A 24,578-nucleotide genomic window follows, 5' to 3' on the forward strand; every position below is an offset into this window, starting at 1 on the left:
CAGCTCCGGTGAAGATTGTCATCGACGCCCGGTTCACCCGCATCGATCACCACGACGGCATCAGCCGTTACGGCGCAAGCCTTATTGCCGCCGTCGCCCGGCTGTCGGAGGTGACAATGCTCATCAGTGACAAGCGCCAGTTGGCGCTGCTGCCTGACGTGCCGTACCAGCTGATCCGCAGCCCGCTGTCCCCGCTGGAGCTGTTTGTTGCCCGATCCGTCAATACGCTTGCACCGGACGTGGTGTTCTGCCCGATGCAGACCATGGGAAGTTGGGGCCGCAAATATGCCCTGGTGCTAACGCTGCATGACCTCATCTACTACGAGCACCCGGCCCCGCCGGGGTTCCTTCCGGCGCCGGTGCGGCTGCTGTGGCGGCTGTACCACAAGGCATACTGGCCGCAGCGGGTCCTGCTCAACCGGGCGGACATGGTCGCCACGATCAGCCGGACCACCGAATCGCTGATTGCCAAATACCGGCTGACCAGGCGGCCGGTACGCATCATCGGCAACGCACCGCAGGGAGACCGTGTGCCGCGCAGCCCGGATTCCGTTCCGGATAAGACACTGATCTACATGGGCTCGTTCATGCCCTATAAGAACGTTGAAACCATGATCCGGGGCATGGAGGCGCTACCCGGCTTCACGCTGCATCTGCTCAGCCGGGTGACCCCGCACCGGCGCGCGGAACTGGAGGCAGTAATTCCGGCAGGAGCCTCGGTGGTGTTTCACAATGGGGTTTCCGACCAGGAGTATGACGACTTACTGCTGAAGGCAACGGCGTTGGTGACGCTGTCCCGTGCCGAGGGCTACGGCCTGCCGCTGGTGGAGGCGATGGCCTTGGGCACTCCGGTAATCGCCAGTGACACGCCGATTTTCCGGGAGGTGGGCGGGAGCGCCGTGAGCTATGTCCCGGCCGGGTCAGCCGCGGAGTTTGCAGCAGCCGTCCGGGCTTTGGAGGATCCGCTAGTTTGGGCGGACTGCTCCAGGGCGTCCGTGCGGCAGGCGGAAACCTTCAACTGGGATCGCTCGGCGCGGGAACTGATTTCGATCGCCACAGAACTGGCAGACCGAGGTGCCAATTCGGCAGCATAACCTCGTGGCCAGGTCAGATCACATCGAGTCCGTCGCAACGGACCTGGACCGGTGAGCCGGTTCGCTTGGCCGCATTGCTGGCCTTCAACGCCCGCAGCTTGGAGACAATGTCGGCTGCCATGGCGAAGGGGATGAAAATCAGGCTCCGGTAGTCGGTGTCCTCCACTGGCAGCGGATGTCCTGTCGGCGCCGACCCAGCAGAAAGTGCCGCCGGGCCCACCACTCGGACTTCCGGCGGCAAGGACATCCGGGTGATGAAGGATTCAATGTCGGATTGACCGCCGGTCAGTGAGGCTATCCGCACGGCCGGAGGGAGGCCTAGCTCCTGCCGCAGGGACAGTTCGCGCTCGGCAAAGCCGCCCGGATCCCAGCGCACCAGGGCGCCCACGGTTTGTTGGTCCTCGGCTGTTACCACCACTGTTCCGCCTTGAGCGGCGGGGCGGACCAGCGCCGCCGCATTGAACCAAAGCCTCAGCGTCTCCTCCGAGGCGCGCAGGGACTCGCGGCGAAGCAGCGCGTCACCATCCAGCAGCAGGGCGGCGGCATAGCCGGTCGGGGCAACCGGTTCCGCTCCAATCGTGGCCACCACCAAAGCCGGTCCGTCGCCCACCACGGCTTTGACATGGTCTCCGGCGGAGGACACCACTTGAACACCGGGAAATGCTTTGCCCAATTCCTCGGCAGTGCGGGCGGCCCCAACCACCACACGTCGCAGCGCCCGCGAACCGCATTGCGCGCAACTGAAGTCCAGCTCCGCTGTGCCGCACCAGCGGCACTGCAGGATCGGAGTCGAGCCGGAGTGGCCGGCTGGCTCCATCAGCGGTCCCTGGCAATGTCGGCAGCGCGCGATTTCCCGGCACCGCTGGCAGGCCAGGCTTGGCGCATACCCAGACCTGGCCACCTGAACCAGCACCGGACCACGGGCGAGTGCTTCCTTGGCACTCTGCCAAGCGCGCTGGGGCAGCCTAGCCAGCCCGGCCAGCGGATCACGCTCCTGTTCATAGCTGTCCGCGGTGCTGATCACCCGGGCGGCCACTGTCCGCGCCAGGGCCCGTTCCGGGACGATCGGCTCCGCCCATCGGGTGTTCAGCAACCGCTGGCCTTCCGTGCTGCGGGCATGCCCAGCGAGCAGCATCGCGGCGTGGTGCTGCTCCGCGCGCAGCAACAGAACATCGCGGCTGTGCTGGTACGGCGCGCGGCGTTCCACATGGAGGTCGTCGCCGTCGTCCCAGCAGCAGAACAGGCCGGGATTGGCAACCGGAGCGAAGGCTGCCGACCGGGTTCCCAGCACCACGCGGACTTCACCGCTGAGCACGCGCAGGAAGTTCCGGTACCTCGGCGTCGGGCCGTCCTCCGCCGTGAGCCGGACAAAACTGTCGGCCGGCAGGAGCGCTGCAACTGCTTCCTCGAGCAGCAGCAGGTCGCGCTGATCGGGCACCACGGCGACCGCGCCCCGACCCGATTGGTGGCAATGTGCAATAGCCTGGGCCAGTTGGTGGTGCCAGGCGTGGCTGCCGTAGCCGCTCAGTGCGCTCAACACTGCACGCGGCGAGCCGCCGGCGGCAAGGTGGCTCAGAAACGCGTCCCCATTCCGGTATCCGTGCAGCAGGCTCGGAGCCGTGCCCCTTTCGGCGGAGGACGCGGGAACGGACGCCGGAGAAGGGCCCGGCGCGGAGGATGCGGGAAGGGACGATGCGGAGGACGCGGGAATGGACGGTGGAACTGATTGGAGCGCGGCCGTCCGAAGCAGATGGTCCTTGTCCAGTTTGGCCACACGGGGTGGTATTGCCACCCGCAGCACATCGCTGACGCTGCCGGCATAGCGGGCCGCCACCGCTTCGGCGAGCCGCAGCACAGCGGGCGTGAGCACCGGAACTGCGCTGAGGACCTTGCCAATCGGACTGAGATTGCTGGTCTCTGACGCGGCCGTCCGCTCGGTCAGGTAACCGTTGAGCTCCTGACCGGAAAAGCGCACCTTGACCCGCACCCCCGGTTGGGCATCGTCGGCCAGCTCGGCCGGAACGCTGTAGTCGAAAACCCTGTCCAAATGTGGGAGCGAGGATTCGATCAGAACTTTCGCCACCGGCAGTTCCGCGGCGAGGACGATGCCGCTGGAGGGTTCCGGGCGCCGCTGCGGGCTCACAAAACCCTGCAGTAAGGACAACTGAACCCCGGAAGCATTATCCGCCGTCATCTTGTCCTCCCTCCCGCCGTGTTCCATCCGTCAGCGCCGTCGAGCTGACCCTGCAACCGCCGCCGTCGAGCTGACCCTGCAACCGCCATGCCGCCGTCGAACCAACCGCCATGCACAGCACACCACGGGGCACTGACATTATTGATCGGCACCGCGTGGCACTGCGCAGTCGGCACCTGACGGCGCGGCTCAGGCGTTGAAGAACGACTTTAGTGCGTCAACCCGGTCCAGGTTTTCCCAGCTGAAGTCCGGGTCGTCGCGGCCGAAGTGGCCATGGGCCGCCGTCTTGGCGTAGATCGGACGCTTCAGCGCCAAGTCATGGATAATCGCCTGCGGGCGCAGGTCAAAGATGTCCTCGATGGCTGCCTCGATACTGGCCGGGTCCACCGTCTCAGTGCCAAAGGTCTCAACGTAGATCCCCACCGGCCGGGCCACCCCGATGGCGTAGGCGATCTGGATTTCGGCCCGGCTGGCCAGGCCGGCGGCCACCACGTTCTTGGCCACCCAGCGCATGGCGTAGGCGCCGGAGCGGTCCACCTTAGAGGGATCCTTGCCGGAGAACGCCCCACCACCGTGCCGCGCCATGCCGCCATACGTGTCGACAATAATTTTGCGCCCAGTCAGCCCGGCATCGCCCACTGGGCCGCCCACCACGAAGGAACCGGCCGGATTGATAATGTTCCGGGCCTTGGAGGTATCCAGGTCGGAGCCTGCCAGCACCGGCTCAATGACGTGCCGGGCCAAATCCGCACGCAGCTGATCCAGCGGTATACCTTCGGCATGCTGGCTGGAAATCACCACTGTCTCAACGGAAACCGGCCTGTCCCCTTCATAGCCCACGGTGACCTGCGTCTTGCCGTCCGGGCGCAGATAGCTCAGCAGGCCGGACTTGCGGACCCGGGTGAGCCGTTCGGAGAGCCTGTGCGCCAGGAAGATCGGCGTCGGCATATAGGAGGCCGTCTCATTGCTGGCGTAACCAAACATGATGCCCTGGTCGCCGGCGCCCTGCTGATCATAATCGTCCGTTGAGCCGTTGACGCCCTGCTGGTGAAAGACGCCGGCGAAGATGTCGGGAGACTGCTGCCCGATGGACACCGACACGCCGCAGCGGGCGCCGTCGAATCCGTTGGCGGAGGAGTCGTAGCCGATGTTGAGAATGGTTTCGCGCACGATCTGCGGAATTTCGACGTAAGCGTCAGTGGTAACTTCACCGGCGACATGGACCAGGCCGGTGGTGGCCATTGTTTCGACCGCAACGCGGGAATTGGGATCCTTGGACAACAGCGCATCCAGGATCGAGTCGCTGATCTGATCGCAGATCTTGTCCGGGTGGCCTTCGGTAACCGATTCGGAGGTAAACAGGCGCAAAGGCAATTTGGCGTTAGTCACTAACCCACTCTACTTCGTTGGTCCCGGCCCGCCGATTCGGGGAATTTGGGGGCGGCTCAGTCCAGCGGCCGGGCTGGGCCCCTGTGGGCGTTTGCCCGGTTACTTGCCGCATCGGAGGGCCAGGTGCCGGTCCGCCGCGCGTCTATTTCGCGCACGACGGCGGCAGCCACCTCCGCTTTCGAGCCGGACACCTCGAGTGGTGCCTTGCCACCCCGATCCAGGATGACCACTTCGTTCCGGTCCTGGCCAAACACCCGGTCCACGCCCACCTGATTGACCACCAGCAGGTCGCATCCCTTCCGTGTCAGCTTGGCCAGGGCGTAATCGAGCACGTTGCCGTGGTCGTCCCCGGTTTCCGCCGCGAAGCCGATGATCAGCTGTCGACGCTGTCGTGCGTTGCGTTCATGAACGAGTTCGGCCAGAATGTCGGGATTTCGGACCAGGGTGATGACTGGGTCCGCCACGTCGTCGCGCTTTTTGATCTTGCTGTCGGAAGACCGGTCCGGGCGGAAATCCGCCACGGCCGCGGCCATGATGACTACGTCCGAGTCCGCCGCGGCGTCCAGCGTGGCGGCGCGCAGCTCCAATGCCGTTTCCACGGAGACCAGCTCCACCCCCGCCGGCGTCGGAACCTCCAGGTGAGCGCAGATCAACCGAACGCGCGCTCCGGCCGCCAGCGCGGCCGCGGCGAGGGCAACGCCCTGCTTACCGGAGGAGCGGTTGCCCAGAAAACGGACCGGGTCCAGCGGCTCCCGGGTTCCGCCCGCCGTGATGGTGACGGTGCGGCCGGCAAGGGACGCGGCGCCGGACGGATTCGTCCCGGTGAGAGCCAGCGCCGCGGCAAAGATCTCCGCCGGTTCCGGCAGCCGTCCGGGTCCGGAGTCCTTGCCCGTCAGCCGGCCCCCAGCGGGTTCAAGCACTGTGCCGCCGCGGGCCCGCAACGTGGCCACGTTTGCCCTGGTTGCGGCGTGCTGCCACATTTCCGTATGCATGGCCGGGACGAAGAGCACGGGTCCGCGGGCCATCAGCAGCGTGGTGCTGAGCAGGTCGTTGGCCTGGCCGGTCGCTGCTTTGGCCAGCAAGTCCGCCGTGGCGGGCGCCACCACCATGAGGTCGGCCTCGTGACCGAGCCGGACGTGGTTGACGTTTTGGACGTCGTCAAAGACGTTGTTCGTCACCGGATGGCCGGAAAGTGCCTCCCAGGTGGCGACCCCGACAAAGCGCGTTGATGCTTCGGTGGGAATCACAGTGACGCTGTGCCCGGCCTCAGTGAACAGACGCAGCAGTGAGGCCACCTTGTAGGCGGCGATGCCACCGCCAACGCCCAGCACAATCCTCACGTGGAAAACTCCCCAACCGGCGGTGCGGCTACTCGGCGACCTCTATCGGGGTGGAAACCAGAAGTCCCTCGTCGATTTCGCGCAGTGCAATGGAGAGCGACTTCTCGTTGAGCTTGGTCTCAACCAGGGGGCCGACGTACTCGAACAGGCCCTCGTGCAGCTGGGCGTAGTAGGCGTTGATCTGGCGGGCACGCTTGGCTCCGAAGATCACGAGGCCGTACTTAGAATCCGCCGCCTCGAGCAGCGAATCGATCGGCGGGTTGATAATGCCTTCAAGCTTGGTAGCCACAAATTCTCCAAAAATCCGGTGGGGATGGACGCACACTCAGCGTGGATTGGGCGTCAGTCCCATTAACGAAACGAGCTCATCTGCCGCCCGTTGAACGTCATCATTAATGATGGTGGAATCGAACTCGGGTTCGGCAGCAAGTTCCAGTTTAGCCGTTTCCAGCCGGCGCTGCTGTTCATCGGGTGTTTCCGTGCCGCGGCCCACAAGCCGGCGGACCATTTCTTCCCAGCTGGGCGGGGCCAGAAAGACGAAGTTGGCCTCCGGCACCGCTGCTTTGACCTGGCGTGCGCCCTGCAGATCTATCTCCAGCAGCACGGCACGCCCCTCTTGGATGGCCTCGCTCACCGTGCTGCGCAGCGTGCCGTACCGGTTGCGTCCATGCACCACCGCCCATTCGAGGAAGTCCCCGGCGGCAGCGCGCCGCTCGAACTCGTCGGCGGAAATGAAAAAGTAGTGCACGCCGTCCACCTCGCCGGGACGCGGCGCCCGGGTGGTGGCCGAAACAGAGAGCCAGACCTGCGGATAGTTATCCCTAATGAACGTGGAAACGGTGCCCTTGCCGACGGCAGTGGGACCGGCCAGCACGGTCAGACCGTGGGCCGCTGGAGCGCCGGCATCGGCCATCAGGATTGCCCCAGCATTTCAACGAGCGCCCGGCGCTGATGGATTCCCAGCCCACGGAGCCGCCGCGTCGGCGCGATGCCGACGGTGCTCATGATGGCCGCGGCGCGCACCCTGCCTACGCCCGGCAGGGCCTCCAACAATTCGGTGACCTTTAAGCGGCCGATCGCGGCGTCGCCGTCGCCAGCCAGAAGTACGTCGGCCACAGTGGTTTTCCCCGTTTTCAGTTGGCTTTTGATTTCCGCCCTGGTACCGCGTGCGGCGGCAGCCTTCAGCAGGGCCGCCGTTCTTTCCTGCGCTGTCAAAGGCCGCAAATTCACGTGGAACTCCCTGAAAGCAATAGGCGGGCGCGATGGCGCGTTGAAACGGACGTTCCTTGAACTTATCGGTTCCAGGGCGGCAAAATCAATCCGCCCGTCCGCGGCACCTGCGGTACCGCTGTGTTCACGGCACCAACGGTCCGGACAGGATGGTCCGGGCGGCCGCAGTATCACCTTGCAGCAGGGCATGGCCCTGCCATTCCACCCTCCCCCACAGCGCCAGGTACAGGGTCCGGGCGTCCGCCGTTACTGTCGCTGCCGGAGTGCCCTCCCCCAGGATCCACGAATTCTTCGCAGCACGGCCGGCTGGCGCGGCTGCGAACGCAACTGCTGCTGCGGGTACTGGCATCAGGCCACGCTTGACTTGGCGGGGCACGAATACGGAGAACACCTCGTCCACGCCGTCCACGGCAAGTTCGGATGGGAGCAATGCCTCCGGCAGTACGCGAGGGTCTGCGGTGGCAACAGGGGCAGTGTCCGAGCCCGCCGAGGCGAGTGCATGCATCACGTCCCAGAGGTGCACGGTATGTTCATGAGCCTGGCGGCGCAGCCAAAAAGTGGCGGTCCGCGGCGGACCCATCGTCCAGCACGCCGCATTCGGATCCACGGACTCCATCCCAGCCAGGAAGTCGGCCGTCCCGGCCAGGAACCATGGCACCGGATTTCCTGCCGGCCAGGGCTGGCTCGCTTCCGGTTTCCCGCCGGCCAGAATGCCTGCGGTCCAGCGTTCGATCGAACCAAGATGGCCGAAGACATCCGCCACCGTCCAGCCGGGACAGCCACGGACGGGCGTCTCCAACTGCGCCGGCGTGGATTGCTCCGCGATCCGGCGCAGTTCCACCATGCTGCGGGACAGTGCCGCGAGATAGTCGAGGCGTTCCATGATCAGCTCCGGAGTTCCTCAATGGTCTGAACTACGGCGGTGCGCAGGGCTGCGGCGTCCGGGCCAGCGGCCAGAATGCCCCGGCTTGAGGTCGCCAGCACCTGCCGATAGGCGGCGCCGAAGGTCCTGCGGATGTCCGCCGCGGTGGCCCCCTGCGCGCCGAGCCCCGGCGCCAGGATCGGGCCATGGAGGGCCTCCAAGTCAATGTCCAGCTCGGCTAGGGCGGTGCCGACGGTGGCTCCCACCACCAGGCCAACCGGTCCCATCGGCACGGCGCTGCGGAGATTCTCCTGCGCCGCGGACATCACGATCCGCCTGGCAACAGAGTCCTTACCGCCGGCGTGCTGGACGGACGCGCCCTCCGGGTTGGACGTTAGCGCCAGCACAAAAACACCGCGGCCACTCGAAGCCGCCAGCTCCAGCGCCGGGCGCAGCGACTCGAACCCCAGATACGGGCTCAGCGTGACGGCGTCGGCCGCCAGCGCCGAGCCGTCGCGCAGCCAGGCGTCCGCGTAGGCGGCCATAGTGGAGCCGATGTCACCGCGTTTGGCATCGGCGATGGTCAGTACGCCAGCGCCCGCGGCGTCGGCGAGGAGCTCCTCCAGCACCGCTATTCCGGCGGAGCCGTGCCGTTCATACAGTGCCACCTGCGGCTTGAGCGCGGCGGCCAGCGGGCCCACCGTCTGCAGCACTGCCTGGGAAAAATACCGCAGCCCCGCTGTGTCGTCGGCGAGTCCCCAGTTCCGCAGCAGCTGCGGGTGCGGATCGATCCCCACGCACAGCGGCCCCTTGGCCGCCATGGCCTCGGACAGTCGGGTGCCGAAGGCCACCCGTTCGGGTTTCGCCTCAGGCATGGGACGATTTCGATGCGGTCGATTCCTGCCCAGGGCGGCCGGAGCGTTCCCGGTCGGGACCGCGCAGTGCCAGGGCATGTTCCTGCAGGCTGGTCACGCTCCACTCGAAGGAGCGCATGGCCTCGATCGCCTGCACGGCAACATTGAACTCCGCCACAGTGGTGATGCAGGGCCGGCCGTTGGACACAGCCGCCGCCCGGATCTCATAGCCGTCCCCGCGGGCCTCGCCGCCGGAGGGAGTGTTGAAGATCATGTCGATCTCGCCATTGTTGATCAGGTCGGTAATGGTTCCTTCGCCCTCAGCCGAGGTGCCCTCGCCCACCTTGCGCACCGTGGTGGCGTGGATGCCATTGCGGCGCAGCACGTCCGCCGTCCCGCCGGTAGACAGGATATCGAAGCCGAAATCCGCCAGCCGCTTGACCGCCATGATGATGGAGCGCTTGTCCCGGTTGGCCACCGAGACGAAGACCTTGCCGGAGGTGGGCAAGGCGTTATTGGCCGCGGCCTGGCTCTTGGCAAAGGCTGTGTCGAAGTGTTTATCGATGCCCATCACCTCGCCGGTGGAACGCATTTCCGGACCCAGCAGGGAATCCACCACGGTGCCGTCCGGAGTCCGGAACCGGTTGAACGGCAGCACGGCTTCCTTCACCGCGACCGGAGCGTGCGGCGGCAGGCTGCCGCCGTCGCCGGTGGCCGGCAGGATGTGGTGGACGCTGCGCAGCTCGCTGATTGAGACGCCCATGCCGATCAGTGCCGCGGCCTTGGCCATCTGCACCCCGGTGGCCTTGGAGACGAACGGCACCGTTCGGGAGGCGCGCGGATTGGCCTCCAGCACGTACAGCACGTCGGTGGCCAGCGCGAACTGGATGTTGATCAGGCCACGAACACCCACGCCGGCGGCAATGGCCAATGTCGCGGTCCGGACCCGGTCCAGCACGTTCTGCCCCAGCGTGATCGGTGGCAGCACACAGGCGGAATCGCCGGAGTGGATCCCGGCTTCCTCGATGTGCTCCATGATTCCACCCAGATACATCTCGGTGCCGTCGTAGAGCGCGTCGACGTCGATTTCGATGGCGTCCTCCAGGAACCTGTCGATCAGCACCGGATGGTCCGCGGTGATTTCGGTGGCATTGGAGATGTAGCGGGCCAGATGTGCCTCGTCATAGACGATCTCCCTGCCGCGCCCGCCCAGCACGTAGGAGGGGCGGACCAGGACCGGGTAACCAATCTCGTCGGCGATGGTCTTGGAGTCCTCAAAGGAAACCGCTGTGCCGTTCTTCGGTGCGATCAGTCCGGCCTTATCCAGCACCCGGGAGAACATGCCGCGGTGCTCCGCGAGGTCGATGGCCGCCGGGGAGGTGCCCAGGATCGGCACACCGGCGTCCGAAAGAGCCTGCGCCAGCTTCAGTGGAGTCTGGCCGCCCAGCTGGACGAAGACGCCCAGCACGCCGCCGGTGCGTTCCTCGGCCGCAATCACTTCGAGCACGTCCTCAAGCGTCAGTGGCTCGAAGTAGAGCCTGGTGGACACGTCGTAATCGGTTGACACCGTTTCCGGGTTGCAGTTGACCATCACCGTCTCGTAGCCGGCCTTGCGCAGCGCCATCGAGGCATGCACGCAGGAGTAATCGAACTCGATGCCCTGGCCAATCCGGTTCGGCCCTGATCCCAGGATGATCACTGAGGGCTGCTCGTGCGGACCCACTTCGTCCTCCTCATCGTAGGAGGAATAGTGGTAGGGCGTGTAGGCGGCAAATTCGGCGGCGCAGGTATCGACGGTTTTGTACACCGGGCGAATGCCCAGCGCCTGCCGGACGCCGCGGACCACGGATTCCTGGTTGTGCGTCAAAATGCCGATCTGCTCATCGGAAAAACCGTGCCGCTTGGCCCGGCGCAGCATATCCGGCGTCAACGCGGTGGCGCGGCGGATTTCCCCTGCCACCTCATTGAGCAGTTCCAGCTGGTCCAGGAACCACGGATCAATGGCCGTGGCGGCATGGAGCTGCTCCACGGTGGCCCCGCCCAGCAGAGCGCGGTGAACCTGTGAGAGCCGCTGAGTCGTGGGACGCTTGGCCGCCTCGATCAGCGCCGGCACGTCGGCGCCGTCGACCGGGCTGAAGTCCAGGCTGGCACCCTTTTGCTCCAATGAGCGCAGCGCCTTCTGCAGCGCCTCGGTGAAGTTGCGGCCCATTGCCATCGCCTCGCCGACCGATTTCATCGTCGTCGTCAGGGTGGGATCGGCTGCCGGGAACTTCTCGAAGGCAAAGCGCGGGACCTTGACGACGACGTAGTCCAGGGTCGGCTCGAACGACGCCGGTGTCTTGCGCGTGATGTCGTTCGGGATCTCGTCGAGCGTGTAGCCGAGCGAAAGCTTGGTCGCGATTTTGGCGATCGCGAAGCCGGTGGCCTTGGACGCCAGCGCCGAGGAGCGGGAGACGCGGGGGTTCATTTCGATCACGACGACGCGTCCGGTGCCCGGCTCTATCGCGAACTGGATGTTGCAGCCGCCGGTGTCCACGCCCACCTCGCGGATGACGGCGATGGAGATGTCGCGCAGGCGCTGGTATTCGCGGTCGGTCAGCGTGAGCGCGGGCGCCACGGTGATGGAGTCACCGGTGTGCACGCCGACCGGATCGACGTTCTCGATGGAACACACGACGACGACGTTGTCGTTTTTGTCCCGCATCATCTCCAGCTCGTATTCCTTCCAGCCCAGGATGCTCTCCTCGAGCAGGACCTCGGTGGTCGGGCTGTACTGCAGGCCCTGGCCGACAATCCGGCGCAGGTCGGCCTCGTCGTAGGCCAGCCCGGAACCTAAACCGCCCATCGTGTAGGAGGGCCGGACCACCATCGGATAGCCCAGGTCTTCGGCGGCCACCAGCGCCTCCGCGATGGTGTGGATGATGTGGCTGCGCGCGGATTCGGCACCGCAGCGTGCCACCACGCCCTTGAATTTCTCCCGGTCCTCGCCCAGTTCAATTGCGGCGATGTTGGCGCCGATCAGCTCCACGTTGTACTTGGCCAGCACGCCGTTCTTGTCGAGCGCAATCGCGGTGTTCAGCGCGGTCTGGCCGCCCAAGGTGGGCAGGATCGCATCCGGGCGCTCCTTGGCGATGATCATCTCCACCACCTCGGGGGTAATGGGCTCCACGTAGGTGGCGTCGGCGAACTCCGGGTCCGTCATGATGGTGGCCGGATTCGAGTTCACCAGGATGACCCGCAGGCCCTCCTCTTTGAGCACACGCAGCGCCTGGGTTCCGGAGTAGTCGAATTCCGCTGCCTGGCCGATCACGATGGGGCCGGAGCCGATCACCAGGACGCTTTTGAGGTCTTCTCTCTTGGGCATTAGTTCTTATCCTGATTCTGCTGTGTTGAATCCTGCTGTGCTGAATCCTGCTGTGTTGAATCCTGCTGTGTTGAATCCTGCTGGGAAGTTTCTTCGGTTTCCGGGGCCGGGATGAGTGCATGGTCCACGTCCGCGCCGCTGACCGGGGTTCCATCGGCGCTGGCCTGCATCAGGTCGATGAAGCGGTCAAAAAGGTAAGCCGAATCGTGGGGCCCGGCGGCGGCCTCCGGATGGTACTGGACGGAGAAGGCGGGGATGTCCAGGCAGCTCAAGCCCTCGACGACGTCGTCGTTGAGACTGACATGGCTGACTTCCACGCGGCCGAATCGTTCCTGTGGGGCCGTCGTGGCGGACCCGCGCGGAGCGTCGACGGCGAAGCCGTGGTTCTGCGAGGTGATCTCCACCTTGCCGGTCCGCAGATCCAGCACCGGCTGGTTGATCCCGCGGTGGCCATAACGCAGCTTGTAGGTTCCAAAGCCCAGCGCCCGGCCCAGGATCTGGTTGCCGAAGCAGATGCCAAAGAACGGAATTTTCGCATCCAGCACTTCGCGCAGCAGCGAGACCTGCGCATCCGCCGTCGCCGGATCTCCGGGTCCGTTGGACATAAAAACCCCGTCCACCCCGAGAGCCTGGATGTCAGCCAGGGTGGCCGTCGCGGGGAGCACGTGCACCCGCACCCCGCGCTCAGCAAACCGGTGCGGCGTCATGGATTTGATGCCCAGATCCAGTGCGGCGATGCTGAAGCGCGGCTCCCCGGCCCAGCCATGGGCGGCCGGTTCGACGACGTATGCTTCCTTCACGCTGACCTCCTCGGCCAGCCGGGCTCCCGCCATGGGGGCGCTGGCCAGGACCTGCTCCAGCAGTTCTGCGTGCGGCGCGGCCGCCGCGTCTCCGGAGAAGATGCCCGCCCGCATGGCGCCGCGTTCGCGCAGATGCCGGGTGATGGCGCGGGTGTCCACGCCCTGGATCCCGACGATGCCCTGCGTGAGCAGTTCCTCATCTAGGCTGCGTTCCGAGCGCCAGTTGGACGGCCGGCGGGCGGCGTCGCGGACGATGTAGCCTGCCACCCAAATCCGGCGGGATTCCGCATCCTCGTCATTCGCGCCGGTGTTGCCGATGTGCGGAGCGGTCTGCACCACCAGTTGGCGGGCGTAGGACGGATCCGTGATGGTCTCCTGGTAGCCGGTCATTCCGGTCGCAAAAACCGCCTCACCAAGAGCCGTCCCGGCTGCGCCGTAACCGGTCCCCCGGAAAGTCCGTCCGTCCTCCAGAATCAGTACTGCCGCGCCTTGGACCGGTGCTGGCTGCATGCGTTGTTCAGTCATTGCGTTCTTTCTCTCCAGTGGGGATCTGCGGGAAGGTGGTGCGGGTGCCGGGCTCCTGCGGCACAAGAGCGGTCAGGGCGGCCAGCAGGGGCTTCTTGTCGGCAGCCGCGCGGGTCCGGAAGCCGGTGTCCACGGGCTGGTCTCCGAGGCGCCAGGACAGCACCACCAGTCCCTGAGCCTCCACGAACTTGCCGGCCATTCCGGCCTCCAGCCGGACGTCGTCGAGCCTGTCCGCCGCCACGAAAACGTCCGGCGCACCGGATCGTGCCAGCAGCACGCCCTCGCTGTGGACATGCACCACGGCGTTGGTGCGGATGCCCAGCGAATGCACGGCGAGCCGATCCAACCAGTCCCCTTCCGTCGTCGTCGCCACGTACTGGCCCTCGACGCTCAAGGAAGGGACGGACAGCTCGGCCGGGACCGCCGGCAGCGGTGCCGTTCCGGCTTGCCGGCGCAGCCGATTGCGCCAGCCCAGGCCAATCAGGGCAAAAATGGCCAGCAGGATGAACACGGTCAAAATGGTGGGCAGGACCTTTTCCATCACTGCCCCCCGTACTGGCCGCCGGCAGCACCGGCCGTTCCGGCAGCACCAGCCGTTCCGACGCTGCCAAAGCGGGCCGGAGCGACGCCCGGATCGCGGTAGGGCGAGTGCAGCTCGCCGTCGAGCACGGTGGGGTGGCCGCGGAAGAACGTGGCGACGACGGCGCCGGGAAGTTCGCGACCGCGGAACGGCGAGTTCCGTCCCTTGCTGGCCATCGTTTCCGGCTGGACCGTCCACCGGGCCGCTGGATCGACCAGCACCAGGTTGGCCGGCTGGCCCGCCTGCAGCGGCCGGCCCTGGTCCGGCAGTTGGCCAATCCGCGCGGGGGCATGCGAAGTCACCCGGGCGAAGTCCGCCCACCCGATCATCCCGGTCTCGATCATGGTGTGCTGCACCACGGACAGGGCGGTTTCGAGCCCGGTCATGCCCATCGCCGCCTGGGCCCATTCACAGTCCTTGGCCTCGCTGGGGTGCGGCGCATGGTCCGTCGCGACGACATCGATGGTGCCGTCGGCCAGGGCCTCCCGCAGCGCCCGCACGTCCTCGTCGGAGCGCAGCGGCGGGTTGACCTTGTAGACCGGATCGTAGCTTCGGACCAGGTCCTCGGTCAGCCAAAGATGGTGCGGGGTGACTTCGGCCGTCACATTCACACCGCGTGCCTTGGCCCAGCGGAGAATGTCCACCGAACCGGCCGTGGAAACATGGCAGACATGCAGCCGGGAGCCCACATGCTGGGCCAGCAGCACGTCCCGGGCGATAATGCTCTCCTCGGCCACTGCCGGCCATCCGGCCAAGCCCAGCACCGCGGAAACCTTGCCCTCATTCATCTGCGCGCCCTCGGTGAGCCTGGGTTCCTGCGCATGCTGGGCGATTACGCCGTCGAACGCCTTGATGTACTCCAGCGCCCGGCGCATCAGGACGGGGTCGCTGACACAGATCCCGTCGTCGGAAAACATCCGTACACGTGCCCGGGAATCCGCCATCGCGCCCAGTTCCGCCAGCCGCTCCCCGGCCAGTCCCACTGTCACGGCTCCAACCGGGCGCACGTCCACCCAGCCGGCCTCGCGGCCCAGCGAGAAGACCTGCTCCACCACACCGGCCGTATCCGCCACGGGCGAGCTGTTCGCCATCGCATGCACCGCGGTGAAACCGCCCAGCGCGGCAGCGCGGGTCCCAGTCTCCACCGTCTCGGCGTCCTCTCGGCCGGGCTCGCGAAGGTGCGTGTGCAGATCCACCATCCCCGGCAACGCCAGCAGGCCGTCGGCATCGACTACGGTGGCACCCGCGGAGTCCAGCCCGGTGCCTACCGCCGCAATGCGGCCGCCTTGCAGCAGCAGGTCGGTGCGCTCGGCGCCGAGCACGGCGGCGCCCCGGATCAGGTAGGAGCCGCCGGCGGCCCGGGTTCCGGTGGTCTGGAATTCGATGGTCACAGTGCGGTCTCCGGTATCTCGACAGGTATCTTCACGGCGCGAACACCGTGGGTGGGAGCGGTTCTCCGGAGATCTCCGGAGAGCAGCAGGTAAAGGGTGGCCATCCGCACAGAGACACCGTTGCGGACCTGGGCGAGCACCGTGGACCGCGGGGAATCGGCGGCCGCTGAGGAGATTTCCAGGCCCCGATTCATCGGACCCGGGTGCAGAATGATGGTGTCCTTGAGCCCCAGCGCGTCCAAGGCAGCGAGCCGGCCGTCGTCGAACCCCCAGCGCCGCGAGTATTCGCGGGTGGAGGGAAAGAAGGAGTCGTTCATCCGTTCTGCCTGCACGCGCAGCATCATGATGGCGTCCACCCCGGATGCCAGGACGGCGTCCAAGTCATAACTGACCTCGCAGGGCCAATGTTCGACGCCGACAGGCAGCAAAGTGGGCGGCGCCACCAGAGTGACGTGCGCGCCAAGGGTTTTCAGCAGCCAGACATTGGACCGTGCCACCCTGGAGTGCAGCACGTCCCCGGCGATGGCGACCCGCATTCCAGCCAGGTCCGCGGCCGTGGAGTCCGAGCCCGCCAGCCGGGACCAGTGCCGGCGCATGGTGAAGGCATCCAGCAGAGCCTGGGTGGGGTGCTCGTGGGTGCCGTCACCGGCGTTGATCACCGCTGCGTCGATCCAGCCCGAGCGTGCCAGCCGTTCCGGCGCGCCGGATGCCCAGTGCCGGATTACCACGGCGTCGGCACTCATCGCCTCCAGCGTCTGCGCCGTGTCCTTGAGCGACTCGCCCTTGGAGACGGAAGACCCCTTGGCGGAAAAGTTGATCACATCGGCCGAGAGCCGTTTGGCGGCTGCCTCGAAGGAAATCCGGGTGCGCGTCGAGTCCTCGAAGAAGAGGTTGACTACGGTGCGGCCGCGCAGCGCCGGAAGCTTTTTCACTTCGCGCTCGCCGACGGCGGCCATTTCCTCGGCCGTATCGAGGATCCGGACCGCATCTTCCCGGCTCAGGTCCTGCGTGGAAAGTAGATGCCTCATTGCGCGGCCTCAATCAGGACTTCATCGGCGCCGTCGGTCTCGCTGAGACGGACCCGGACCTTTTCGAACGACGACGTCGGCAGGTTTTTGCCGACGTGGTCGGCACGGATCGGCAGTTCACGGTGACCGCGGTCCACCAGCACGGCCAGTCGGACCGCCCGGGGACGGCCAAGGTCGACCAATGCGTCCAGGGCCGCGCGGATCGTGCGCCCGGAATAGAGCACATCATCGACCAGCACCACGACTTTGTCGTCGATGCCGGTGACGGGAAGCTGAGTGCGTTCCGGAGCACGGGTTGGCTGCCTTGCCAGATCGTCGCGAAACATCGTCACGTCCAGCTGGCCGACGATGGCGTGAGCGGTGACGGAGGGATCGGTGGCGGCCAATTTTCCAGCCAGCCGCTGTGCCAACGGGTAACCCCGGCGCGGAATACCGAGCAGAACCAGGTCCTGGGAACCCTTGTTGGCCTCGAGGATCTCATGGGCTATACGAGTGAGTGCGCGGTCGATGTCCGCTGCGGTCAAAACAGTCCGCGCGGAGCCTGCAGCTGTTGCTTCAGAGCTCATGTCTCGCCTCCCCCTTCCCCGCCTCACAGGACGGAATTAAAAGGATCATTGCAAGCCCAAACTATCACAGGGCCGGCCGCCACCTTGCCCCAGCCGCAGGTCCGGCGGCGAGCCGTTACCTGCGGCGGCCCTTGGTGATCAGGCCCCAGATGAGCAGGAGGACTATGGAGCCACCGATGGCGAGCAGCCAGGTCTGCAGTGAAAAGAAATTCTCCAGGTGCGCGCCGAATACCAAGCCTCCAAGCCAGCCGCCCAAGAACGCACCAATGACTCCCACAATCAGGGTGGAGATAATCCCCCCACCCTGGCGGCCGGGAAGTATCAGTTTGGCAATGGCTCCAGCAATGAGTCCAAGTATCAGAAAAGCAAAAAATCCCACTGTGTTCTCCTTCGTAGGGCTTCCAATGCGGAAGGCCCGCTAACGTAGCGACGGAAGCTGATCCGCCGGATTGCCACACTAAATCTGGCAACTCCTTTGCTGGTGTCATTCCCAACCTAAGGTTGCCGGTTTTCTCCATTGTAAGCATACTTACAAAGATAGTAAGCATGGTTACTATAGGAGGGACTACGTTTCATCACCGGCTAACGGACGTGTACAGGGAGGAAAGATGGCAGAGAACCCACTGATGCGGGCCGCAACGAACACCTCGCCCCGGCCCGGCACTCAACCAGCCAACACTGGTGCAACAACAGTGCTCGCCAAGGCGGCGGGGGCGAATGTCGCCCTTGCGGCAGCGGAGTCTGCGGGCCACGTTGGGGCAACAGTAAAGGATGGTGCCTCGGAGGTGGCCTCAAAAATAGGGTCTCAGGGCAGGGACCTGTTGGCACAGCTGGGCACCGAGCTGACGGATCGGGCTGACGGTCAGCAGCAGCGGCTCGCTGCGGGATTCCGCTCGGCCGCCGAAGAATTGCAGTCCATGGCGGATTCGTCGGATCATCGTGGAATGGCCAGTGATCTGGTTCGCCAAGGTGCCGATAGATCCGCCTCCGTTGCCTCCTGGCTCGAGGCACGCGATTCGACGGCTTCCCTTGCGGAGGTCCGCGGTTTTGCCCGTCACCGGCCGGCAGCGTTTCTGGCTCTTGCCGCCGGCATCGGAATCCTGGCAGGCCGCCTGACCAAGGGATTGAGCGGGGGGACCTCCAGCAGCGGGACACGAAACGGCAGGGTATCTGCTCCGGTTAAACCGGTTTCAGCGACCCTAGAACCCATGCCGGTTCAGCCCTACGGCACCCGTGACGTGTACACGGAACCAACCGTTGCCCCGGGAGAGCCGCCAGCCTCAACAACCACATTGCCAGGATCTTAGGACCACTTTGGGCGCGCACACTGCAGACAACGTCCAAAATGCCTAGGCCCCGAACAATGTCGGACAGTCGTGCGCCCGTTGGGTCAGGCGACCAGCTGCCGCAGGCTGCACCGGATCTCGATTCGTGGCCCACCACACGGCTGTTGAGCACGGCCGGTCGGCTGGCGGAGCACGTCGACAACAAAATCCTTGCGACCCAAAAACTGACCATGTCCTCATTCACTGCCCTGCTCTGCCTCAGCGCGGCCGGTCCACTGTCCCAGGCGGCCCTCGCTGACAGTCTTAGAATCCGGCCGCAAACTGTTGGGAAGCTTCTGCAAGGCTTGGAAAAGGACGGGCTAATCACCCGGGACCGGGGAGTTCCCGATCGCCGCAGCACCAAAGTCGCCCTCACTGACCACGGTAGCGAGGTGCTGCAGCGCGCCCGCGAAGCCATAAACGTATTGTCCCTGGAGGATCCCGACCGGTCAGCGGAACTGCGTTTACGGCTCGAGGATCTGATTGACGGCATCTGCGCGATGGACACCGATCTGCCCGGTGGATCGAGGAAGCACAGCTCGGAAGACGCTTGACGGCCTCACCGTCTTCGTTATCCGCCTGTCCCCATAACCCCGTGAGCGGATCCACACCGGGGCACCCTCGGTGAAGCTATGGTTTAGGCATGAGCGAGTCCGGTGCCAGGCGGGATGCCTCCGAATCAACGGGACAAGTACCGGCCCGTCCCAACTATACGCAGGCATCCGAGGCACCCCCGGTCTCCCCGCGCACCTTTGAGCCAGCGGTTCTAGCGCCACTAACGCCAGTAAGTTGGAACCGGCCCCCGGCCCGGTCGGGCAGCGTCCGGTTCCGGGTCATCAACATCGTCCTGTCCTGCGTGCTGGTGCTGATCACGGCCGGTACCCTTGCGTTTTTTGCCGGCACGCTGGGCCCTGGCGTCTTTCTGATCTGCGGAGCCTTGGCACTTGTCCCGCTGGGCATTTGCCTGCTCACGCTGTTTCGCATCGACCGCTGGGAGCCGGAGCCCAAAACCGCTGTCCTCTTCGCCTTCTGTTGGGGTGCCGGCATGTCCGTCGCGGCGGCCCTGGTGCTAGGCGGTTGGGTGAAGCCCGTCCTGATGGCCAACACATTCATCGGCGATCCGGATACGGTCAGTTCGATCCTGCAGGCTCCGCTGGTGGAGGAGCTGTGCAAAGGAACGGGTGTCCTGCTGATCTTTCTGCTGCGCCGGCGTACGTTTGACGGTCCCCTGGACGGCGTGATTTATGGCGGCATGGTTGGAGCGGGCTTCGCCTTCACCGAGAACATCCTTTACTTCGGCTCCGCGATGGCACAGACACATGAAGTGGGACGCGAGCTGTTCGCCACTTTTTTGGTGCGGGGACTGATGTCCCCCTTCGCACACGTAATGTTTACGGCCACCATGGGCGCCATCCTCGGCTACGCCGCGCGCCGGGGCAGCACGGCACTGGCTCTGCTTTCCTGGCTGGCCGGCCTGATTCCGGCGATGGGCCTGCATGCACTCTGGAACAGCAGTTCGCTGATCAGCAGCAACTTCTTTGCCGCCTACGCGTTGCTGCAGGTTCCGGTCTTCTTGCTCTTCGCCACTGGCGTGCTGCTGCTGGGGATATCGGAGACGCGACTGACCCGCCGGCGGCTGGCTGACTACGTGGGGCCCGGCTGGTTCGTGGCGGAGGAGGCACTGATGCTGGGGACGGCGGGCGGACGACGGCGGGCCCTGGCTTGGGCGGGCTCGTTCGGCGCGAAGAAGGCCATGAGGGATTTCATTGCGCTGGCAACCAGACTGGCGTTCACTCGCCAGCGCATCCTTTTTCGCCCGCAGTCGCTGCAGCTGCAGCAGGATGAACTTGCCCTGCTGCATCAGCTGGCCGCGGCCCGCGCGGGGCTACAGCGCAGCGCGGCGCTGCGGAGGAACTCCGCAACGCCGCGCTCCTAAAGCAGAGGTTCTAGGCCAGCAGGGTTGGTTTAAGCTGCTGCAGCCGTCCGAGCAGGCCATTGATGAACTGCGGTGACTCATCGGTGGACAGGGTCTTGGCCAGCTCGACGGCCTCACTGACCGCAACGCCGTCCGGAACGTCGTCGTTGTACAGCAGTTCCCAGCTGCCGATCCGCAGGATAATCCGATCCACCGAGGGCATCCGATCCAGCGTCCAGCCCTGGGAGTAGGTCTGCAGGAACTCATCGATCGTTTCCTGGAGTTCGCAGACCCCTTCGACAATATCGACGGTGTAGCTGTTGATGATCTGGTCGGTGCTCTCGCGCCGCTGCTGGATGGCTCCGGCAGCGGAAACCGCACGCTGTTCCGATTCGAAAAGGATGTCCAAGGCCCGACGGCGTGCCTTACTTCTGGCCGAATTGGGCTTCGGGAAATCTTTTGCAGCCACTAGTCGTTGACACGTCCCAGGTAGCTGCCGTCGCGGGTGTCCACCTTGACCTTGGTGTTGTTCTCGATGAACAACGGAACCTGAATTTCGTAGCCGGTCTCCAGCGTGGCGGGTTTGGTTCCTGCGGAGGACCTGTCGCCCTGCAGGCCCGGCTCGGTGTAGGTGATCTGCAGCGTCACTGAGGGCGGCAGTTCGATGTACAGCGGTGCACCTTCATGAATGGCAATGTTGACCATCTGGTTTTCCAGCATGAAATTCGTGGCGTCTCCGACGGTCTCTCCCATAACGGTGATCTGGTCGTAGTCCTGGGTGTCCATGAAGACGAAGTCCGCACCATCCTGGTACAGGTACTGATAGTCGCGGCGGTCCACCGTAGCCGTCTCGATCTTGAGGCCGGCATTGAACGTCTTGTCGACCACCTTGCCGGACATGACGTTGCGCATCTTGGTGCGCACAAAGGCTCCGCCCTTGCCCGGTTTGACGTGCTGGAACTCAATGACGTTCCAAAGCTGCCCCTCCAGCTTCAGGACCGTGCCGTTCTTAATATCGTTAGTGGTTGCCACTGCGTCTCTCTCTGTTGCCGGCTATTGTCCCGCTGACCCTCCGCGCTGCCTTTCCGGGCCGTGCGGAAACCATGCGGGAAGTGTTATCAAAAATCCATTGACTATTCTACCTGAAGCCCTCAGATCAGGATGCAATTTCCTGATACGCGGCAAAAAGCAGCGACGTGTCCGGAACGTCGAGAATCCTGGGCCGGGCGACGTCGTCGAGCACCACAAAGCGCAGCAGGTCCCCTCTGGCCTTCTTGTCCCGGCGCATGCCGTCCAAGAGACCTTGCCAACGGTCCCGCCGATAGGTGACTGGCAGACCAAGCCCTGCCAGAATGGTGCGGTGCCGGTCGGCGACCTCATCGGAGAGGCGCCCGACGCTGCGGGCCAGCTCGGCGGCAAACATCATGCCCACCGAAACGGCCGCGCCATGACGCCAGGAGTACCGCTCAACCAGCTCGAGGGCATGGCCGAGGGTATGGCCGTAGTTGAGGATTTCGCGTCGGCCTTCCTCCATCAGGTCGGCGGAGACCACCTCTGCCTTGACGGCGATGGCGCGCTCGATCAGCTCGCGCAGTACGGCCGACGCCGGATCCCGGACCGCCTCCGGGTTCTTCTCGACCAGCTCCAGGATGGCCGGATCGGCCACGAACCCGCACTTCACCACCTCGGCCATGCCGGAAATCAGTTCATTTGGAGGCAGGGTCGCCAGCGTATCCAGATCCACCAGCACGGCCGCCGGCGGATGGAAGGCACCCACCAGGTTCTTGCCCTCGGCGGTGTTGATTCCGGTCTTTCCGCCAACGGCGGCGTCCACCATGCCCAGCAGGCTGGTGGGCAGATGAATAACTTTAACGCCGCGCAGCCAGGTCGCGGCGACGAAGCCGGCGACGTCAGTAACCGCGCCGCCGCCTACCGCCACGATCGCATCCGATCGGGTGAAGTCGTTTTGCCCCAGCACCTGCCAACAGAATGCCGCCACCTGGATGTGCTTACCCTCCTCGGCATCGGGAATTTCCGCCGTCAGCGCGGTGAAGCCGGCTTCGGCAAGCTCGTCCCGGACCGTGTCGCCGGTGAGCCGCAGGGCGCGCGGGTGGATCACCAGCACCCGGCGCACCCGCTCCCCCAGCAATGCCGGAAGTTGGGGCAGCAGGCCGTTACCGACGACGACGTCGTAATTGTCCGAGGGTGCGCTTCCGCTCACCGCAATGATTGTCGATGCCGTGGTCACTGTTGTCCATCCTCCGGTACTGCCTCTGGTCCTGCATCTGACGTGGAATCTGATCCTGAAGCGCGCAGCGCGTTCCGCGCGCTCGGGTGGCCGGGCGACCGGCGCGGGTCCGGGCCGGGAGCCGCTGACTCCGCTGGCATCAACCGGACCAGCGCCGCGGCCAGCTCAGGCACGGAGCCGTGCCTGACGTCCAACGTGGCATCCGCCAGCCGCTGGTAGACCGGCAACCGCGTCCGGGACATCTGCTCCCAGCGCTGCATCGGATCTCCGGTGAGCAGGGGCCTGCCACTGTTGCGGCGGATCCGCTCGCGCACGGTATCCAGATCCGCATCCAAATGAACCACCCACGCCCCCGCCAGCAGCTGCTGCGTGCCGGAATCGAGCACCGCTCCCCCGCCGAGGGAGATCACCCGGGGCCGCTGGGTCGTGGCCTCCAGTGCGGCGGCCACCATTTTCGCTTCCACTTCCCGGAAGAACAGTTCGCCCCGGCCGGCAAAAATCTGCGCAATGGATCCGTGCTTGCTGACGATCAGCTGATCCGTGTCCACGAACTCCCGCTGCAGCGCCCGGGCCAGCTCCTGGCCGATCGCGGACTTCCCTACGGCCATGGCACCGATGAGCACGATGTGGCGCCGGAACAATGCACCGTCCGGGCCAATGGGCGCCCCGGGCGTCATCGGCCCAGCGAGTCCAGCGCCTGCGGAATGTTCGCCAGGTAGGACTGAAGGTTGCGGGCGGTTTCCGAAATAGAGTCCCCGCCGAATTTTTCCGTGACAGCCTCGGCAAGCACCAGCGCGACCATCGCCTCCGCGACTACGCCGGCGGCCGGGACGGCGCAGACATCGGAGCGCTGATGATGGGCCTTGGCCGGCTCTCCGGTTGCCACGTCCACGGTCCTCAGGGCCCGCGGAACGGTGGCTATGGGCTTCATGGCTGCCCGCACGCGCAGTAGATCACCGATGCTCATGCCGCCCTCAATCCCACCGGCGCGGTTACTGGTGCGGCCGATGACGCCGGCATCGTCCTTGACAATTTCATCGTGCGCCTGCGAGCCGCGCCGGGCGGCGGTGCTGAAGCCGTCCCCTACCTCCACGCCCTTGATGGCTTGGATGCCCATCAGGGCTCCCGCCAGCCTGGCATCGAGGCGACGGTCCCAATGCACGTAGCTGCCCAGCCCAGGCGGCAAACCGTAGGCCAGGACCTCCACGACGCCACCCAGGGTTTCACCCTCCTTGTGGGCCGCGTCCACTTCGGCCACCATGGCCTGCGAGGTGGCCGAATCAAAGCAGCGCAGCGGGTCCGCATCCAGCGCCGGGACATCAGCCGGGCCGGGCAGCGTGCTGGCTTCCGGAACGGCCACCCCGGCAATGGCCACGGTGTGGCTTACCAACTCAATGCCGAGGGCACGCAGCAGTGCGGCGGCGACAGTGCCCAGGGCCACCCGGGTGGCCGTTTCCCGGGCGCTGGCGCGCTCCAGCACCGGGCGTGCTTCATCGAAACCATACTTCTGCATGCCAGTGAAATCTGCGTGCCCGGGTCGGGGCCGGGTCAGCGGTGCGTTACGTCCGGACTCCGCCAGGACGGCCGGGTCCACCGGATCCGCGGACATGATCTGCTCCCATTTGGGCCACTCGGTATTGCCGATCTGGATCGCCACGGGGCCGCCCTGGGTCTTTCCATGCCGGACGCCGCCGAGGATACTGACCTGGTCCTGCTCAAATTTCATCCGGGCGCCGCGGCCGTATCCCAAGCGGCGGCGGGCCAGCGCATCGGCGATCATCGAACTGGTCAGTTCGATCCCGGCCGGAACGCCTTCGATTATTCCCACTAAAGCCGGCCCATGGGACTCTCCGGCGGTCAGCCAACGCAACAT

24 protein-coding genes are annotated in these 24,578 nt (G+C 65.5%); 4 read left to right on the forward strand and 20 right to left on the reverse strand.

The features are described 5' to 3' along the window. The first annotated feature begins 8 nt into the window (after positions 1–8). On the forward strand, positions 9–1,094 hold the full coding sequence (locus IV498_RS05870) for a glycosyltransferase family 4 protein (RefSeq protein ID WP_269045633.1): 1,086 nt from the start codon (positions 9–11) through the stop codon (positions 1,092–1,094). A gap of 13 nt (positions 1,095–1,107) precedes the next feature. On the opposite strand, the gene IV498_RS05875 is transcribed toward IV498_RS05870, so the two are convergent. The 15 genes from IV498_RS05875 to IV498_RS05945 all read right to left on the reverse strand — a co-directional run bounded on the left by IV498_RS05875 (position 1,108) and on the right by IV498_RS05945 (position 17,596). After that, positions 1,108–3,288 carry a primosomal protein N' gene (locus IV498_RS05875; RefSeq protein WP_269045634.1) on the reverse strand — a complete coding sequence of 727 codons (2,181 nt, stop codon included), beginning with the start codon at positions 3,286–3,288 and terminating at the stop codon, positions 1,108–1,110. A 189-nt stretch (positions 3,289–3,477) separates the two neighbouring features. Continuing rightward, entirely contained in the window at positions 3,478–4,677 is a 1,200-nt protein-coding gene (gene metK, locus IV498_RS05880; protein WP_269045635.1) for a methionine adenosyltransferase, read from the reverse strand. 56 nt (positions 4,678–4,733) lie between these two features. After that, positions 4,734–6,017, reverse strand: a complete 1,284-nt coding sequence (coaBC, locus tag IV498_RS05885) for a bifunctional phosphopantothenoylcysteine decarboxylase/phosphopantothenate--cysteine ligase CoaBC (protein WP_269045636.1) — start codon at positions 6,015–6,017, stop codon at positions 4,734–4,736. A 28-nt stretch (positions 6,018–6,045) separates the two neighbouring features. Beyond that, the gene (rpoZ, locus tag IV498_RS05890; protein WP_269045637.1) at positions 6,046–6,306 is read right to left on the reverse strand and encodes a DNA-directed RNA polymerase subunit omega; all 261 of its coding nucleotides are present in this window, start codon (positions 6,304–6,306) and stop codon (positions 6,046–6,048) included. 36 nt (positions 6,307–6,342) lie between these two features. Beyond that, the gene (gene gmk, locus IV498_RS05895; protein WP_269045638.1) at positions 6,343–6,930 is read right to left on the reverse strand and encodes a guanylate kinase; all 588 of its coding nucleotides are present in this window, start codon (positions 6,928–6,930) and stop codon (positions 6,343–6,345) included. Then, a complete protein-coding gene (gene mihF / locus IV498_RS05900) occupies positions 6,930–7,247 on the reverse strand; it encodes an integration host factor, actinobacterial type (RefSeq protein ID WP_269045639.1) in 318 nt (105 codons plus the stop codon). The genes gmk and mihF overlap by 1 nt, the downstream gene beginning before the upstream one ends. Before the next feature lie 124 nt (positions 7,248–7,371). After that, complete coding sequence (locus tag IV498_RS05905; protein WP_269045640.1) at positions 7,372–8,130, reverse strand: maleylpyruvate isomerase family mycothiol-dependent enzyme; 759 nt, start codon at positions 8,128–8,130, stop codon at positions 7,372–7,374. Between the two features lie 2 nt (positions 8,131–8,132). Beyond that, on the reverse strand, positions 8,133–8,984 hold the full coding sequence (gene pyrF, locus IV498_RS05910; RefSeq protein ID WP_269045641.1) for an orotidine-5'-phosphate decarboxylase: 852 nt from the start codon (positions 8,982–8,984) through the stop codon (positions 8,133–8,135). Continuing rightward, entirely contained in the window at positions 8,977–12,327 is a 3,351-nt protein-coding gene (gene carB, locus IV498_RS05915) for a carbamoyl-phosphate synthase large subunit (RefSeq protein WP_269045642.1), read from the reverse strand. Before carB ends, pyrF begins: the two co-directional genes overlap by 8 nt. After that, positions 12,327–13,652, reverse strand: a complete 1,326-nt coding sequence (gene carA / locus IV498_RS05920) for a glutamine-hydrolyzing carbamoyl-phosphate synthase small subunit (protein WP_269045643.1) — start codon at positions 13,650–13,652, stop codon at positions 12,327–12,329. Before carA ends, carB begins: the two co-directional genes overlap by 1 nt. After that, the gene (locus IV498_RS05925) at positions 13,645–14,193 is read right to left on the reverse strand and encodes a PH-like domain-containing protein (RefSeq protein ID WP_269045675.1); all 549 of its coding nucleotides are present in this window, start codon (positions 14,191–14,193) and stop codon (positions 13,645–13,647) included. The genes carA and IV498_RS05925 overlap by 8 nt, the downstream gene beginning before the upstream one ends. Beyond that, the gene (locus tag IV498_RS05930; RefSeq protein WP_269045644.1) at positions 14,193–15,623 is read right to left on the reverse strand and encodes a dihydroorotase; all 1,431 of its coding nucleotides are present in this window, start codon (positions 15,621–15,623) and stop codon (positions 14,193–14,195) included. Before IV498_RS05930 ends, IV498_RS05925 begins: the two co-directional genes overlap by 1 nt. Next, complete coding sequence (locus IV498_RS05935; RefSeq protein ID WP_269045645.1) at positions 15,620–16,651, reverse strand: aspartate carbamoyltransferase catalytic subunit; 1,032 nt, start codon at positions 16,649–16,651, stop codon at positions 15,620–15,622. The genes IV498_RS05930 and IV498_RS05935 overlap by 4 nt, the downstream gene beginning before the upstream one ends. Continuing rightward, positions 16,648–17,217, reverse strand: a complete 570-nt coding sequence (pyrR, locus tag IV498_RS05940; protein ID WP_269045646.1) for a bifunctional pyr operon transcriptional regulator/uracil phosphoribosyltransferase PyrR — start codon at positions 17,215–17,217, stop codon at positions 16,648–16,650. Before pyrR ends, IV498_RS05935 begins: the two co-directional genes overlap by 4 nt. 115 nt (positions 17,218–17,332) lie before the next feature. Further along, complete coding sequence (locus IV498_RS05945; protein WP_269045647.1) at positions 17,333–17,596, reverse strand: GlsB/YeaQ/YmgE family stress response membrane protein; 264 nt, start codon at positions 17,594–17,596, stop codon at positions 17,333–17,335. A gap of 229 nt (positions 17,597–17,825) precedes the next feature. Between IV498_RS05945 and IV498_RS05950 the strand changes: the two genes are divergently transcribed. The 3 genes from IV498_RS05950 to IV498_RS05960 all read left to right on the forward strand — a co-directional run bounded on the left by IV498_RS05950 (position 17,826) and on the right by IV498_RS05960 (position 20,478). Beyond that, the gene (locus IV498_RS05950) at positions 17,826–18,524 is read left to right on the forward strand and encodes a hypothetical protein (RefSeq protein ID WP_269045648.1); all 699 of its coding nucleotides are present in this window, start codon (positions 17,826–17,828) and stop codon (positions 18,522–18,524) included. Positions 18,525–18,580: 56 nt separating this feature from the next. Then, on the forward strand, positions 18,581–19,096 hold the full coding sequence (locus IV498_RS05955) for a MarR family transcriptional regulator (protein WP_269045649.1): 516 nt from the start codon (positions 18,581–18,583) through the stop codon (positions 19,094–19,096). Between the two features lie 89 nt (positions 19,097–19,185). Continuing rightward, positions 19,186–20,478 carry a PrsW family intramembrane metalloprotease gene (locus IV498_RS05960; protein ID WP_269045650.1) on the forward strand — a complete coding sequence of 431 codons (1,293 nt, stop codon included), beginning with the start codon at positions 19,186–19,188 and terminating at the stop codon, positions 20,476–20,478. A 10-nt stretch (positions 20,479–20,488) separates the two neighbouring features. Here IV498_RS05960 and nusB read toward each other — a convergent pair whose 3' ends face one another. The 5 genes from nusB to aroC form a co-directional block, all read right to left on the reverse strand. Then, positions 20,489–20,926: a transcription antitermination factor NusB gene (nusB, locus tag IV498_RS05965; protein ID WP_269045651.1), complete on the reverse strand. Its 438-nt coding sequence runs from the start codon at positions 20,924–20,926 to the stop codon at positions 20,489–20,491. Continuing rightward, positions 20,926–21,489: an elongation factor P gene (gene efp, locus IV498_RS05970; protein ID WP_269045652.1), complete on the reverse strand. Its 564-nt coding sequence runs from the start codon at positions 21,487–21,489 to the stop codon at positions 20,926–20,928. Before efp ends, nusB begins: the two co-directional genes overlap by 1 nt. Before the next feature lie 124 nt (positions 21,490–21,613). Beyond that, positions 21,614–22,705 carry a 3-dehydroquinate synthase gene (aroB, locus tag IV498_RS05975; RefSeq protein WP_269045653.1) on the reverse strand — a complete coding sequence of 364 codons (1,092 nt, stop codon included), beginning with the start codon at positions 22,703–22,705 and terminating at the stop codon, positions 21,614–21,616. Further along, positions 22,702–23,382 carry a shikimate kinase gene (locus tag IV498_RS05980; RefSeq protein ID WP_269045654.1) on the reverse strand — a complete coding sequence of 227 codons (681 nt, stop codon included), beginning with the start codon at positions 23,380–23,382 and terminating at the stop codon, positions 22,702–22,704. Before IV498_RS05980 ends, aroB begins: the two co-directional genes overlap by 4 nt. Then, positions 23,379–24,578 (reverse strand): chorismate synthase, encoded by a 1,200-nt coding sequence (aroC, locus tag IV498_RS05985; protein WP_269045655.1) that lies wholly within the window; start codon positions 24,576–24,578, stop codon positions 23,379–23,381. Before aroC ends, IV498_RS05980 begins: the two co-directional genes overlap by 4 nt.

The organism is Paenarthrobacter sp. Z7-10, from assembly GCF_026932795.1.
Taxonomy (GTDB): domain Bacteria; phylum Actinomycetota; class Actinomycetes; order Actinomycetales; family Micrococcaceae; genus Arthrobacter_M.